This window comes from Kribbella sp. VKM Ac-2571, from assembly GCF_004362255.1.
Classification (GTDB): Bacteria; Actinomycetota; Actinomycetes; order Propionibacteriales; family Kribbellaceae; genus Kribbella; species Kribbella pratensis.
The window spans coordinates 76888-90882 of record NZ_SNWS01000024.1; the positions used below are offsets into that span (position 1 = coordinate 76888).

The 13995-nt window shown below is 69.4% G+C and carries 14 protein-coding genes; 8 read left to right on the plus strand and 6 right to left on the minus strand.

Features of this window, described 5'->3' with window-relative positions; translation table 11 throughout:
• Nucleotides 1-15 precede the first annotated feature (15 nt).
• The 3 genes from EV651_RS37540 to EV651_RS37550 are packed head-to-tail and all read left to right on the plus strand — an operon-like array spanning nt 16 to nt 1845.
• Nucleotides 16-357 carry a helix-turn-helix transcriptional regulator gene (locus EV651_RS37540; RefSeq protein ID WP_130382441.1) on the plus strand — a complete coding sequence of 114 codons (342 nt, stop codon included), beginning with the start codon at nt 16-18 and terminating at the stop codon, nt 355-357.
• Nucleotides 350-1153: a VOC family protein gene (locus EV651_RS37545; protein WP_133790310.1), complete on the plus strand. Its 804-nt coding sequence runs from the start codon at nt 350-352 to the stop codon at nt 1151-1153. Before EV651_RS37540 ends, EV651_RS37545 begins: the two co-directional genes overlap by 8 nt.
• Nucleotides 1150-1845 (plus strand): phosphotransferase, encoded by a 696-nt coding sequence (locus EV651_RS37550; RefSeq protein ID WP_133790312.1) that lies wholly within the window; start codon nt 1150-1152, stop codon nt 1843-1845. The genes EV651_RS37545 and EV651_RS37550 overlap by 4 nt, the downstream gene beginning before the upstream one ends.
• Here EV651_RS37550 and EV651_RS37555 read toward each other — a convergent pair.
• From EV651_RS37555 to EV651_RS37575, 5 genes are read right to left on the minus strand one after another with little or no spacing between them, the layout of a single operon-like run.
• Nucleotides 1842-3134: a DUF58 domain-containing protein gene (locus EV651_RS37555; RefSeq protein ID WP_133790314.1), complete on the minus strand. Its 1293-nt coding sequence runs from the start codon at nt 3132-3134 to the stop codon at nt 1842-1844. The two genes, EV651_RS37550 and EV651_RS37555, sit on opposite strands and share 4 nt — an antisense overlap.
• On the minus strand, nt 3134-4105 hold the full coding sequence (locus EV651_RS37560; RefSeq protein WP_131287453.1) for a MoxR family ATPase: 972 nt from the start codon (nt 4103-4105) through the stop codon (nt 3134-3136). Before EV651_RS37560 ends, EV651_RS37555 begins: the two co-directional genes overlap by 1 nt.
• Nucleotides 4102-5244 carry a DUF4350 domain-containing protein gene (locus tag EV651_RS37565; RefSeq protein ID WP_133790316.1) on the minus strand — a complete coding sequence of 381 codons (1143 nt, stop codon included), beginning with the start codon at nt 5242-5244 and terminating at the stop codon, nt 4102-4104. Before EV651_RS37565 ends, EV651_RS37560 begins: the two co-directional genes overlap by 4 nt.
• Nucleotides 5241-5870: a DUF4129 domain-containing protein gene (locus tag EV651_RS37570; protein WP_133790318.1), complete on the minus strand. Its 630-nt coding sequence runs from the start codon at nt 5868-5870 to the stop codon at nt 5241-5243. Before EV651_RS37570 ends, EV651_RS37565 begins: the two co-directional genes overlap by 4 nt.
• Nucleotides 5867-6886 (minus strand): hypothetical protein, encoded by a 1020-nt coding sequence (locus EV651_RS37575; protein WP_238157448.1) that lies wholly within the window; start codon nt 6884-6886, stop codon nt 5867-5869. The genes EV651_RS37570 and EV651_RS37575 overlap by 4 nt, the downstream gene beginning before the upstream one ends.
• 266 nt (nt 6887-7152) lie before the next feature.
• Here EV651_RS37575 and mtrA point away from each other — a divergent pair, with 266 nt between their 5' ends.
• From mtrA to hpf, 5 genes are all read left to right on the plus strand, one after another.
• A complete protein-coding gene (gene mtrA / locus EV651_RS37580; protein WP_133790420.1) occupies nt 7153-7830 on the plus strand; it encodes an MtrAB system response regulator MtrA in 678 nt (225 codons plus the stop codon).
• Nucleotides 7831-7880: 50 nt separating this feature from the next.
• Nucleotides 7881-9635 carry an MtrAB system histidine kinase MtrB gene (mtrB, locus tag EV651_RS37585; RefSeq protein ID WP_238157449.1) on the plus strand — a complete coding sequence of 585 codons (1755 nt, stop codon included), beginning with the start codon at nt 7881-7883 and terminating at the stop codon, nt 9633-9635.
• A complete protein-coding gene (locus EV651_RS37590; RefSeq protein WP_133790319.1) occupies nt 9632-11386 on the plus strand; it encodes an LpqB family beta-propeller domain-containing protein in 1755 nt (584 codons plus the stop codon). Before mtrB ends, EV651_RS37590 begins: the two co-directional genes overlap by 4 nt.
• A 78-nt stretch (nt 11387-11464) precedes the next feature.
• A complete protein-coding gene (locus tag EV651_RS37595) occupies nt 11465-12154 on the plus strand; it encodes a ComF family protein (protein ID WP_133790321.1) in 690 nt (229 codons plus the stop codon).
• A gap of 216 nt (nt 12155-12370) precedes the next feature.
• Nucleotides 12371-12997, plus strand: a complete 627-nt coding sequence (gene hpf, locus EV651_RS37600; protein ID WP_202870696.1) for a ribosome hibernation-promoting factor, HPF/YfiA family — start codon at nt 12371-12373, stop codon at nt 12995-12997.
• Nucleotides 12998-13064: 67 nt separating this feature from the next.
• On the opposite strand, the gene EV651_RS37605 is transcribed toward hpf, so the two are convergent.
• Nucleotides 13065-13886, minus strand: coding sequence for a trypsin-like serine protease (locus tag EV651_RS37605; protein WP_133790325.1), 822 nt, complete (start codon nt 13884-13886; stop codon nt 13065-13067).
• Nucleotides 13887-13995: the final 109 nt, after the last annotated feature.

Sequence of the window (13995 nt, forward strand, 5' to 3'; positions counted from 1 at the left end):
TAGAACTATTGCGGTATGGCGGAACATCAGGTGGATCGGTTCTTCGAGGTGCTGGCTGATCCGACGCGTCGGCAGGTTGTGCAACTGCTGGGCGAGGGACCGCAGCGGGCCGGGCAGTTGGCCGCGGCGACCGGGGCGTCGTCGCCCGCGATGAGCCGGCACCTGCGGATCCTGCTCGAGGCCGGACTGGTCGCCGACGAGCGCGTGCCGGACGACGCCCGGGTCCGCGTGTTCCGCCTCAACCCCGAGCCTGTCGTGGCCGTCCAAGCCTGGCTCGACCAGGTCCAGGCGCACTGGCGCGACCAGTTGGGCTCCTTCAAACGTCACGTCGAGCAGAAGGGCAAGTCCGATGACTGAACCGTCCGCGACCGCATCCGTCGAGGTTGCCGTTGATCCGGCCACTGCGTTCGAGATCTTCACCGAGGAGATCGACCTGTGGTGGGTGCGGGGACCGATCAACTTCTTCGACGCCGCCCGCGCCACCGCGATGCAGATCGAGCCCGGCGTCGGCGGCCGGATCCTCGAGGTGTACGCACCGCCCGACGACGTCCTCGAGCTCGGCAAGATCACCGACTGGACGCCGGGCGCGCGGTTCGCCTATCGCAGTTCGGTCGACGACACCGAGACCCGCATCGACTTCGAGGCGTACGACGGCGGCACCCGCGTGACCGTCGTACAGTCGCTCCTCCCCGGCGGTGAGAAGGCCTTCTACTTCTGGCCGAACGTCATTCACTGGCTCCCGGCCTGGGTCGAACGGCGCGATCACGCGTCGCGGACGCCGCGTGAGCTGGACCGGCTCGCGATCGCCTTGTACTACGAGGATCCCGCCGCCGCGGCCCGCTGGCTGCACACGGTCTTCGGCCTGGACTCGTGGGACAGGATCCCGGCCGAGGGCACAGACCCGTCCTGGATCGAGCTGCAGGTCGGCACCCGCGCGATCCTGCTGTTCAAGCTCACGGAGAAGCGCACCGTGCAGCTGGACCACAGCGTCTGGGTGTACGTCGACGATCTCGACGCCCATTTCGCGCACAGTCAGGAGAACGGCGCGAAGATCCTCTCGGACATCCACCAGCACGGATACCGTTGCTACGAAGCCGAGGACCTGGAGGGCCACCACTGGACCTTCGCCCAGGCCCGCCCCACGATGGCGTGATCGAGCAACCGCTGGCCGGAGGCCGTCTGACGCCCGGGGTGGTTCGTGTCGCCGACACGGTACGTCGCCCCGGGTCGGACAGCTCGGCGTTCACCGCGAACCTCCTGCGGCTCCTGGAGGAGCGCGGTGTCACCGCCGCCCCGAAGTACCTGGGCCAGGACGAGACCGGCCGCGACATCCTCACGTACCTTGAGGGTTGGGTGCCGCCCAGATACCAACGCTGGTCCGACCAACAAATCGCCGCCGCCGGTGCAGTACTCCGCGGGTTCCACGACGCCACCCGTGACAGTGCGCTCACCGCCGGCCAACCGGTCGTCTGCCACCACGACCCCGCCCCCACCAACTTCGTCTTCACCGACGATCTCCCGGTCGCCATGATCGACTTCGACCTGGCCGCCCCGGGCGATCCCCTGGAAGACCTCGGGTACGCCGCCTGGACCTGGTGCATCGCGTCCAAACACAACGACCCCGCCCGCCAGGCCCACCAGGTCCGCGTCCTGGCCGACGGCTACGACCTGCCCGCGGCAGATCGTCCCGACCTCATCCCCGCCGTCCTGTCCCGTCTGCTGCGGAACGTCGACTTCTGGACCCAGAGACCCCGCCCGGAAGCCGCCGAGCGCATCGCCTGGTCCCACCGCGAGCACGCCTTCACCACCGCCAACCGCGACATCTTCGAGGCGGCGCTGAGCTAGAGCCGACCGGCCTTCTTCAGCGCGAGGTACGTGTCGGCGAGTGCGGGGGCGATGTGGTCCGGGGGTTCGTCGACGACGGTGGCGCCGGCTCGGGTGAGGGTGGCGGTCAGGCGGTCCCGGTCCAGGCGGGTGCGGGCGGCCGAGGCAGCGCCGTACACGTCCAGAAGGTCTCCGCGGGCGGCCTCGAGTTCGATCAGGCGCGGGTCGGCCACGGACGCCAGCAGTACGACGTGCCGTCGCAGCAGCGGGCCGATGACGGGCAGCAGGGACTCCTCGATCACCGCGGGGTCGAGGCCGGTGAGGAGGACGACGAGGGAGCGTTGCCGCAACCGCTCCAGCACCTGTGACACCACGATGCGGAAGTCGGTCTGCACGAGCTCGGCCTCGACGTTCGCCAGAGCGTTCACGAAGGACGGCAGCACGTCCTCCGGAGCGGGACGCCGTACGTCGGCACGCACCGCGGAATCGCAGGCCAGCAAGGACACCCGGTCCCCAGCGCGTGTGGCCAGTGCTGCCAGCAGCAGCGCCGCGTCCATCGCGTGGTCGAGCCGTGGCGCGTCGCCGACGCGGCCCGCGGACAGCCGTCCGGAGTCGATCACGATCACGACCTGCCGGTCCCGCTCCGGTCGCCAGGTCCGCAGTACGACGTTCCCGCGCCGCGCCGTCGCGCGCCAGTCGATGCTCCGTACGTCGTCACCGGGCACGTAGTCCCGCAGCGAGTCGAACTCCGTTCCCTGCCCACGCACGAGCAACGCCGTACGTCCATCAAGCTCCCGCAACCGGGCCAGCCGCGACGGCAGATGCTTCCGGCTCTTGAACGGAGGCAGCGCCCGCACCGTCCAGGCGACCTGATGCGACCCCTGCCGACCGGCGAACCCCAACGGGCCGATGGATCGCACAGTCACCCGGAACGCGTGCCGGTCACCCCTGCGTGTCGGGACCAGGTGTGTGGTCAGCCGACGCCGTTCGCCGGACGGCAGGTCCAGCTTGTGCGGCGGATCCAGTACGCCGGCTGACGGCGGCCACGCGTCCCTCAGCAGCCCGCGCACTCGCCGTCCCGGGTTGGTGATCAACAGATTCACCATGGCCTGCTCACCGAGCCGTACGGCGTTGTCGCCTTCCCTGCTGAACTGCAGCCGACGCGGCGATCCCGCCAGCAGTATGTCGACCAGACACACCACCAGCACCGCAGCAACGACCACACCGACACCGGCCCACGACGGCATCACCAGAGCGACGAACACCACTCCAGCTGCAGCCAGGATGCCGGCTCGGCCAGTCAGGACCATCAGCGTGGCACCGGCACCGTCGCGAGCACGCTCTCCAGCACCGCGTCCGCGCTGACACCCTCCAGCTCAGCCTCCGGCCGCACCTGCACTCGATGCCGAAGGCAAGGACGCGCCATCGCCTTCACATCGTCCGGAATGACGTAGTCGCGGCCCGACAGCCATGCCCAGGCACGGGAGACCGCCAGCAACGCCGTGGCGCCACGTGGGGACACACCCAGTTGCAGCGACGGCGACTGGCGCGTGGCGCGGCACAGGTCGACGACGTAGGCCAGCACGTCCTCCCGGACCGCAACCCGGCGTACTGCGTTCTGTCCGGCCAGCAAGTCCTCGGGGCCGGCCACTGGGCGCAACCCCGCAGCCTCTAGGTCCCGCGGATCGAAGCCCTGCGCGTGCCGGGCGAGTACGGCGATCTCCGCGTCGCGTGGCGGGATGTCCAGCGTCACCTTCAGCAGGAACCGGTCGAGCTGCGCCTCGGGCAGCGGGTACGTGCCCTCGTACTCCACCGGGTTCTGGGTAGCGGCCACTACGAACGGCACCGGCAGCTTGCGCGGCTCGCCGTCCACGGTGACCTGCCGCTCCTCCATTGCCTCCAGCAACGCCGCCTGTGTCTTCGGCGGCGTCCGGTTGATCTCGTCCGCCAGCAGGATGTTCGTGAACACAGGGCCCGGCCGGAACTCGAACTCGCTCGTCTTCGCGTCGTACACCAGTGACCCGGTCACGTCACCCGGCATCAGGTCCGGGGTGAACTGCACACGCTTGGTGTCCAGCCGCATCGCCGTCGACAGCGCCCGGACCATCAGCGTCTTCGCCGTACCGGGGACGCCCTCCAGCAGCACGTGGCCGCGGCAGAGCAGCGCGAGCACCAGTGCGGTCACAGCAGTGTCCTGGCCGACCACCGCCTTGCCGATCTCGGTCCGGAGCGCGACCAGCGCCTGCCGGGCCTGGTCCGCGGTGACCTCGGTAGTCGTCACGGGTGTCGTACCTCCTGCGTCAGTACGTCGAGTTCCTGGGACAAGGACATCAGAGCGGCGTCAGTGAGCGGCGGCATGCCGTAGAGCAGCTCGTACAGCATGGCGGGATCCCGGCCGGTCCGTGCGGCGACAGTAGCGACCACAGCCGACGGATCGGCCCGCCGTGGGATGCCGTGTGCCTCGTGCAGCTGGCCGAGCGCTGACTCGCGCAACGCCGACGCTGCGCGGTCGCGGGCCCGTGAGCGTCGGTAGAGCCGCGCCCTGCCCTCAGTGGTCTCGGCCGCGTGCACGATCACCGGCAGCTGCTCTGCCACCACTGGGCCGAGCCGCCGCCCTCGCCAGATCGCTATCACTAGTACGGCGAACGCCAGCGCCCACGCGATGTAGCGGACATCAGGTGGAATCAGCTGTGCGCTGCTCTCGCCGCTGGAGTCGGGGTAGTCCGACTCCCACTGCGGCAGGTACCAGGTCAGATCCTGGTGCGTGCCGAGCAGGTTGAGCGCCAACGCTGCGTTGCCGTCCTCAGCGAGCCGGGCGTTCATGAACGACCCCGGCGTACCAATCACGTCAACGAGCCGGTCGCCGACCTCCAGCCGGACCACGGTGTTGTTGATGCCGTCGCCGTAACAGGTGGTCGCTCCCTGGGGAGCGAAGTACGTCGGTCCGTTGACGGTGACCGTGCCCGCCTTGACCGCAGCTGGAAGCTCACACCCAGGCTGACGGCTGCGGCTGGCCAACGAGGTGCCCGTGGGCCGCACACCTGGCGCCAGGGCCTCCAGAGCGCGGCTGCTGGGCCGGATCAAGATGACGTGGCTCCACTGCGCCTGCGCGATCCGCCGCCAGTCTCCGTCGTCCAGCGAGCCACCTGGCCCGATGAGGAGCGCGCTGCCGCCTCCTGCTTGTACGGCGTCGTTGAGCGACTCCGTGCCGTGTACGTCGACGTTGTGGTCCTCCAGCAACGCTGCCAACGCCCGTGCCCCGGTCGACTCGGTGGAGTCCGGGCTGAACTGTCCTGACGTCCGCGCGGACGTAGCGATCAGGACAACGATCGCGGCCAGCACAACGAAGCCAGTGACGAGCAGCGGTACCCGCAACGCACGCCAGCTCTCGCCAACACCCCGCCCTACCGGCGTGCTCATGCAGCCACCCGTGCGGATCGCGCAGCGTCGTCAGCAGCCACCACGACGGCGTACCGCTCCGGCGTCCCCGGGCGGTTGCCGTAGACAACCTCCGTGAACACCAGTGCAGCCGGCTGCAGCGGCTCACGCAGTACGGGCGCCGCCCGCGACGCATCAGCGACCACTTCGTACGCCGTACGTCCGGCCCGCTCGTCCAGCACGGTCCGCTCGGTCAGCTCCGCTACGCACGCCCGGAAACGGCTGCGGATCGCCAACGCGAAGTCGCCCGACGCCGCCTCCCGCTCCGCGAGTGCGCGGTACTCCGCGGCGCTCTGCGGCCGGGTGGTGTCGAAAACGGCCTGGGCCTTCGTCCTACGGCTGGTCCGCAGTACGCCGGAGCGCCAGAGCACCACGACCACCACAAGGAGCAGCAGACCGATCAGCATGGCCAGACCGGCGTGGCCGTTCGGCGAGGAGCCGGTGAGGCTGTCCAGCAGGTCTCCGATCCAGTCCACCACCTTGCGGATGGCCCTCTCGATCAGCGAGCCGGAGTCCCGGTACGCGGACTTGGACAGCTCCTTGGCCGCCTCCTGGGCTGCCTGGTCCCGGTGGATGTCGACCGGCGGCTCCAGCGGGAAGAAGGTCACACCGTCTCCTCGAACCGCAGGGCCGGCCGCATCCACAGGTCGAGACCTTCCCGCCGGACCCGGAGGTCGAGGTAGATCAGGGCCTGTACGGCGGACATGAACGCCAAGCTCGCGATCAGCGTCATCAGCGTCGCGATCCCCGCTGCCACGGCCAGCGCGATCGTCACCACCACGGCCCCGGTGCTGTCACTCAGATCGGCCCACGAGCCGACGGTGACGATCAGCATGCTGACCCCGAACTGCAGCGCGTAACCGATGATGTTCACCACCAGCCCGCCGAACAGCAGGATCCCGAACACCCGCCAGAACTTGCCCTTCACCAGCTGCCAGGACCGCCGCAGCGCACCCCAGACCCCCACCCGGACCGGGATGTAGAGGCCGATGTCCGGTGCGTGCCGGCCCTCCATCAGCACCACTGTCCCCGCAAGCACCAGGCGGACGCCGAAGATCAGCACCAGGACGCCGCCGACGAACATCATCGCCAGCGCAGCGGCCCCGGCCGCCTCGGAGGAGACCGCGGCATCCGCTCCGGCACCGATACCGAGCACTGCGAGCCCCCAGCCGCCGATCAGCAGCATGAACGACAGGGACTGCACCAGACCGACGGCGGCGAGTGCGGGCAGCGCAGGCCGCACCAGCCGCATCAGCTCGCGCGGACCGGCCCGGTGGGCCAGCTGACTGCGCACCGCGGCCAGCGCGATGATGCCGGCCAGCATGCTCGACACCACCGAGAACAGCACCACCTGTACGCCGTACGTGAGCAAAAGGGCCGCACCGGCCTGCCCGAACGGATCCTCTGCCCCGAAGAACCCGCCGAGCCCACCAGGTACGGCGACCTCGGTCAGGACGGCCTGCACCGCGACCAGGGCGATCCCGGCCAGCACCGGCAGGCCCAGCATGATGGTCTTGTTGTCGGAGATGGTCCGGGCGGCGTTGTCGAGCAGATCCGCCGGCAGCCACGGCCGCAGCGGCTCGGTCGCCACGTCGTCGTGCAGGCGCATACTCTGGTCGGCCACTGCGTCCTCCTCTCCCGATGAATGTCCCGGTGAACCGTCGTACCGGCGGGCACGTGAGTTGTGGTGAACCCCCGCGGTGCACCATGATCCCGGATGATCACAGCCCAACTCGGGGTCATACGGCGATCCGGCGTGTGCAGTACCGCGGGAATGGGACACTATCCGTAGTGCGTACGGCCTGGTACCCGCCGGGCGCACCCCGAGCAGTCGAATCGGTCGGCAGCGGACGGCAAGGAGCTAAGGGCGTGGCAGACGGTAACCGGACGATGCGGGGCCGCATCCTCATCGTCGACGACGACACAGCGCTGTCGGAGATGCTCAGCATCGTGCTGCGCAACGAGGGCTACGACACGTATCTGGTCGCAACCGGTGACAAGGCGGTACCGGCGTTCCGGGAGTTCAAGCCGGATCTGCTGCTGCTCGACCTGATGCTGCCCGGGATGGACGGGATCGACGTCTGCCGGGCGATCCGGGCCGAGTCCGGCGTGCCGATCGTGATGCTGACCGCCAAGAGCGACACCGTCGACGTGGTGCTCGGCCTGGAGTCGGGCGCCGACGACTACGTGGTCAAGCCGTTCAAGCCGAAGGAGCTGGTGGCCCGGATCCGGGCCCGGCTGTGCCGGATGGACGAGCCCGGTCCGGAGTCGCTGACCATCGGCGACCTCACCATCGACGTCGCCGGCCACTCGGTGAAGCGGGCCGGCGAGACGATCCAGCTGACGCCGCTGGAGTTCGACCTGCTGGTGTGCCTGGCGTCGAAACCCTGGCAGGTGTTCACCCGCGAGGTGCTGCTGGAGCAGGTCTGGGGCTACCGGCACGCCGCCGACACCCGGCTGGTGAACGTGCACGTCCAGCGACTGCGCTCCAAGATCGAGAAGGACCCTGAGCACCCGGAGATCGTGGTCACGGTCCGCGGTGTCGGATACAAGGCGGGTGCGGACTGATCGAGTACGGACGCGGCCAAGAGTCGCAGGCTGCCGCCGACGATGTGGTGGTGGACCCCGGCACCGAGGTCCACACCGGACAGATCGCCGACCACCAGGGCGCGCAGCCGACGGCGCCGCCCGAGCAGGAGGCGCCCGAGTCCCGCGGGACGGAACTGGAACTGACCGCCGCGGTGGACTGGTCTGCCCAGCCGCAGCCGCTGTGGCGGACCCACCCCAAGCACTGGCCGGACATCTGGCGCCGCTCCATCCAGGCCCGGATCGTCACCGGCACCCTGCTGATGTCGACGCTGGTCCTGATCCTGGTCGGCTGGGTGATGATGAGCCAGGTCACCGACGGCGTCCTGGAGTCCCGCCGGGTGAGCGCACAGGCCGAGGTCCGCGCGCAGCTCGAGCAGCTGTCCGTGACGATCGACGCCGCCAACCGCAACACGGTCAACCAGGAGCTGTCCAAGCTGGTCCTCGGCTCCAACCGCCCGGGCCTGTACGACGTCCTGCTGGTGCCGACCGACCAAGCGGCGTCCAACGCGATCCGCTACACCGGACTGGTCGACAGCAACTCGATCCCGCAGCCGCTGGCTTCCTCGGTCGTGAGTGACGGCTCCAAGCTGTGGGACACGTACACACTGATCAACTACCGGGAAAGCCCGAGCGTCCCGGGGCTGGTGATCGGTTCGCAGATCCGGATCGACTCCACCGGCGACAAGTACGCGATCTACTTCCTGTTCCCGCTCACCGCCCAGCAGGAGACGCTGGACGTCGTACAGCGGGCTCTGTTCACCGCAGGCCTGTTGCTGATCGTTCTGCTCGGTGCTGTGGCCTGGCTGGTCACCCGGCAGGTCGTGACCCCGGTGCGGATGGCACGGCGGATCGCCGAGCGGCTGGCGGCCGGCAAGCTCGAGGAGCGGATGCAGGTCCGCGGTACCGACGACCTGGCGCGCCTGGCCGTGTCGTTCAACAAGATGGCCTCCAACCTGCAGCGGCAGATCCGCCGGCTGGAGGAGCTGTCACGGCTCCAGCGCCGGTTCGTGTCGGACGTGTCCCACGAGCTGCGCACGCCCCTGACCACAGTCCGGATGGCCGCCGACCTGCTGCACGAGACCCGTGACCAGTTCGACCCGATCAGCCGGCGCTCGGTGGAGCTCCTGCAGAACGAGCTCAACCGGTTCGAGGAACTGCTCGCCGACCTGCTGGAGATCAGCCGGTTCGACGCCGGAGCGGCCGCCCTCGACCTGGAGGACGTCGACCTGCGCGACATCGTCAACCGAGTCCTGGAGAACCACGAGACCCTGCTGGACCGCAAGGGCTGCCAGGTCGAGCTGGACATGCCGAGGCCCTGCCGGGCGAACGTCGACTCCCGCCGGATCGAGCGGATCCTGCGCAACCTGATCGGCAACGCGATCGAGCACAGCGAGGGCCTGCCGATCCGGATCAGCACGGCGTACGACGACGATGCCGCCGCGGTGGCCGTCCGCGACCACGGGGTCGGCTTCCGGCCCGAGGAGGCCGAGATGGTGTTCAGCCGGTTCTGGCGGGCCGACCCGGCCCGGGCCCGGACCACGGGTGGCACCGGCCTCGGCCTGTCGATCGCGCTCGAGGACGCCCGGCTGCACGGCGGCCGCCTGGACGCGTGGGGCTCGCCGGGCGACGGCGCGTACTTCCGGCTGACGCTGCCGCGCCGTCCGGACGTGACTCTCACCGGCTCGCCGTTGCCGCCACGCCCGCCAGACGCGACCCGGGTCGTCACCGAGCTGGTCGATGTCGGCGCGCCGTACCAGAAGCTGAGCGGCGGTGAGGAGCGGTGAGACGCCGACTGCTCGGGTTCGTACTGGCCGTGGCGCTGCTCGGCGGCTGCGCGACCGTGCCGACCAAGGGCACCATCCGCAACGGCGAGCGGGAGGGACTCGCGCGCGATCTGGGCGGCGTCGGCGTCGAGGCCAAGCCGCCGCGGGCGAACATCGGCGACATGCAGATCGTCAGCGGCTTCCTGGAGGCCATGTCGGACTCCCAGGCCTACGACGTGGCCCGGCAGTACATGACCCCGGAAGCCGCGGGGGCATGGAAGCCGGAGGCGCAGACCGTGGTGTACGACCAGGCTCCCGAGTCGTTGACCCGGACGAACAACGGGATCCAGCTGACCGCCCAGAAGATCGCCACCATCGGCGCGCGCGGCGAGTGGACCCCGGCAGGCCCCAACGAGAAGGCCGACTTCTTGTTCAAGCTGAAGAAGGTCGACGGGCAGCTCCGCGTCGCCAGCGTGCCTCCGGGTGCGTTCCTGGGCAGCAACCAGGTCGACCTGAAACTCGCTCCCCGGGACCTGTACTTCTTCAACCCGTCCAGGGACCTGCTGGTGCCGGACCAGGTCTGGCTGCCGCAGACCCTCCCGTCCGGCCAGGCCGCGACGCAGCTCATCCAGGAACTGCTGAAAGGCCCGACGACCCGGCTGGGTAACGGCGTGGTCTCCATCGCGCCACCCGGCACCGAGGTGCAGGTGTCGGTCCCCGTGGACCTCGGCGTGGCCACCGTGGCGCTGAACGACACCGCCGGATCGCTGCGGGACCAGGACCGGCGGCTGCTCGCGGCGCAGATCGTCTGGACGCTGAACCAGCTCAACCTCCGCGCCAAGATCACCGTCGGCGGAGCGCCGCTGCTTCCGGACGAGCCGGAGGTTCTGCCGTTCGCCAACTTCAGCGCGTACGACCCGCAGGCAACGGCCGGTGCGATGACCAAGCTGTACGGTCTGCTCGGGGAGAAACCGCAGCGGATCGTCGGGCTGGACGGTGCGTCGAACATCTCCGCCCAGCCGCTGAACTCGGGCCCGTTGGCGCTCTCCAAGGCACAGTCGTTCGCGGTCACGCTGGCCGGTGACGCCGGGGCGATCGTCACCGCCGACGGTCACCGCGTCGTCTACGGGAAGCTGGACCCACCCGACAACCCCGGCAAGCCGTCCGAGATCCCGGTCGACGGGCGAACCTTGCCGCCGAGCTTCGACGGCCAGGACAACCTGTGGATCCTGGACAAGGCCGACGGCGACCATCCGCGGCTGCGCGTCCGCCACGACGACGGGCACCTCAGCGCGGTCGAGACCGAGTTCGCGGGAGACACTCCGGTAGCCCTGCGGATGGCGCCGGACGGTGTGCGGGCGCTGCTGGTGATGCACAGTGCGGCCACGAAGCAGAACTATGTCGAGACGGCGACTGTCCAGACCACGAACGGCGGTAAGCAGGTGAAGCTGGGGGAGTTCCAGCCGCTGCGACTGGCGCTGACCAACATCACCGACGCGGCCTGGGACAAGCAGGGCATCATCGTGATCGGGACCGACAAAGCCGCCCCACAGCCTTGGCTGGTCAGCACCGACGGCTCCAGCCTGCAGTTGCTGCCCGGCGCAGCACCGGGCTTCGTCCCCGAACACGTCGCGTCGAACACGCACAAGGAGACCCTGCCGGTGATCCAGGACGACGCCGGCCACATCCACTGGCTCAGCAAGGACCTCGCGTGGGTGTCCATGAACGACGACGACAGCCAGGCCACCATCAAGCCCACCTACCCCGGCTGAGCCCCGGCTGACCCGTTTGTCCACAGGCTCCGGCGCCCGCGGTTGCGGGGGCCGCGGCGCATCGTGGACCGTGAGGTGGTGCGCGGGTGGGACGGGTTCGTGGACCTGGTGCTCGGCGGGCGGTGCGCGGGCTGCACGCGGCCTGGCGTCACTCTCTGTGGTGGTTGCCGTCGGCTACTGACCGAACTGACTCCGTTCCGTGCATGGCCCGACCCCAGTCCGCCCGGTCTCGCGCCCCCGACCGCCGCCGCGCCGTACGCCGGGGAGCTCCGCAACCTGATCCTCGCGCACAAGGAGCACGCGCGGTACGCCCTTGCCAGGCCACTCGGTGAGCTGCTGGCGACCGTCGTACGGACGGCCCTCGACCAGCGGCGGGCGGCATGGATCTGTCCGGTGCCGTCGCCGCGGGCAACGGTCCGCAAACGCGGGCACGATCCGCTCGGGCGGATTACGAAGGCCGCCGTCAGATCCCTGCGCAGACAGGGAATCGACGCCCGTACGGCCGCCGCGCTGCGGGTCGTGGGACGTCCCGACGACCAGGCCGGGCTGTCCGCGGAACGCCGTACCGCGAACCTGGACGGGGCGTTCGGGCTGCGTTCGCGCTGGGCTGAAACGCTGATCGATCAACCGGTCCTGCTGGTCGACGACGTGATCACCACCGGATCCACGCTCACCGAGGCCTGCCGCGCCTTGGAATCCGGGGGAATCCAGGTCCTCGGCTGTGCGCTGCTCGCGGCGACCGCCCGGCACCGGACGTCTGGTTCATGAGAACTTCCCTACCGGTTTTCGCCGAAGCCGACTAGCGTTGGCTTATGACACCCGCTAGGGCTTGTCGGGCAGTGGAGTGGTGGAGGACCGGATCAGCCGGATTCCTCGCCACCGGGTCCGACGGGTTCGACAGCGGGTGTTCTCGTTTCGGGCACCGTCACCAGGAGCACGGGGGTCCGAACACGTAAAAGAAGTCGCCGATCGATGGAGGTTTCCGTGGACGTCGTTGTCAAGGGTCATCACTGCGAGGTCAGTGACCGCTTCCGGCAGTACGTCGAGGAAAAACTCGAACGGATCGAGAAGGTCGATCACCGGGTACTGCGGTGCGAAGTGGAAGTCAGTCAGGAAAAGAACCCGCGACAGCACGATCGGGCGATGCGTGTCGAGCTCACCATGTACACCAAGGGTCCGGTGGTCCGCGCAGAGGCGTGCGGGGAGACCAAGCAGGCGGCGTTCGACGTCTGCCTGGACCGGCTCCGGTCCCAGGTCCGCAAGGCGGCCGACCGGCGTCGTGTGCACCGTGGTGAGCGTGCGCCGGAAGGCCTGCGGCACGTGAACGCGAAGCAGCCGGTGAACGGCACCGCACCTGTAGTGGAGGAACCAGTCGCCGAGGACGAGGTGGCGACGCACAAGTACGGATCTGTCCTGGTCACCGGCGACGGACCGCTGGTGATGCGCGAGAAGACCCACACCGCCAAGCCGATGACCCTGGACCAGGCGCTCTACGAGCTCGAACTGGTCGGGCACGACTTCTACCTGTTCGTCGATGCCGACGAGAACCAGCCCAGCGTCGTGTACCGCCGTCGCGGCTACGACTACGGCGTGATCCGGCTGGCCGTCTGAGACCTCAGGAGGTGCACGACGAAGGGGCCGGGCGACTCGCCCGGCCCCTTCGCTGTCCCGCGGTGCGTCAGCTGTCGATCTGCTGCTGCAGTTCGGCGGCGTACGTCGCGACCTCGGCGTACACGCCCGGCTTGCCGGCGTCCGCGCAGCCGACGCCCCACGACACGACGCCGAAGAGGCGGCCGTTGAGGACCAGCGGGCCGCCGGAGTCGCCCTGGCAGGAGTCCTTGCCGCCTTCCTCGTACCCGGCGCAGATCTCGCCGTCGGCGGTGTAGCCCTCGCTCGCGTACGCCTTCCCGCAGTACGCGTCGCCGAGCACCGGTACGTCGACCTTCTGGAAGGTGTCCGCCGGTCCGGTGCCCTCCGTCTCGCCCCAGCCGTAGACGATGGAGGCCGCGCCGGCCGCGTCGGCCGCCTTGTCGGTCTCGAGCGCCAGCGTGTCGACACCCTCGAACGGCGTCGCCAGCGTCATCACCGCGACGTCGTGCGCCGGCGACTTGCCGTACTCCGGGTCCACCCAGATGCTGCTGATCTTCGATTCCTTGCCGGTGGACTTGTCGGCCAGGTCGTCGCGACCCTGGATCGCGGTGTAGGTGGACGCGGCCTCCTGTGCGCAGTGGGCCGCGGTGACGATCTTGTTCGCCTTCACCAGCGTCGAGCCGCACCACTCACCGGGCGAGGCCGGCGAGCCGCTGTTCGACAGCTGAATGGCCCAGGGCGTGTCGGCGGTGTGGGCGATGGTGCCGCCGACGATCCGGGTCTTGGGTCCGTCGGGCGACTGCGCAGCCGACGCAGAGGCGGCGCCAGCCATGGCCACCGCACCAAGTGACGCCGCGGTCAGTACGCCGGCCGCGAGGGCAGCGCGGACCACATGCTTGTTTCCTGTCATGCCTCACTCCAGGGTGATAGGGGCCGCACGGGCGGACGGCCTCCCTCGCAGGCTCTCCCGAACACCATCCGTAGCGCACCTCCCACTTTCGGTAACACCAGAGTTATGT

Excerpts from the sequence above, each read along its gene's own strand:
- EV651_RS37540 (WP_130382441.1), top strand. The coding sequence starts at position 16 with ATGGCGGAACATCAGGTGGATCGGTTCTTCGAGGTGCTGGCTGATCCG.
- EV651_RS37545 (WP_133790310.1), top strand. The coding sequence starts at position 350 with ATGACTGAACCGTCCGCGACCGCATCCGTCGAGGTTGCCGTTGATCCG.
- EV651_RS37555 (WP_133790314.1), bottom strand. The coding sequence starts at position 3,134 with ATGGTCCTGACTGGCCGAGCCGGCATCCTGGCTGCAGCTGGAGTGGTG.
- EV651_RS37565 (WP_133790316.1), bottom strand. The coding sequence starts at position 5,244 with ATGAGCACGCCGGTAGGGCGGGGTGTTGGCGAGAGCTGGCGTGCGTTG.
- mtrA (WP_133790420.1), top strand. The coding sequence starts at position 7,153 with ATGCGGGGCCGCATCCTCATCGTCGACGACGACACAGCGCTGTCGGAG.
- EV651_RS37605 (WP_133790325.1), bottom strand. The coding sequence starts at position 13,886 with ATGACAGGAAACAAGCATGTGGTCCGCGCTGCCCTCGCGGCCGGCGTA.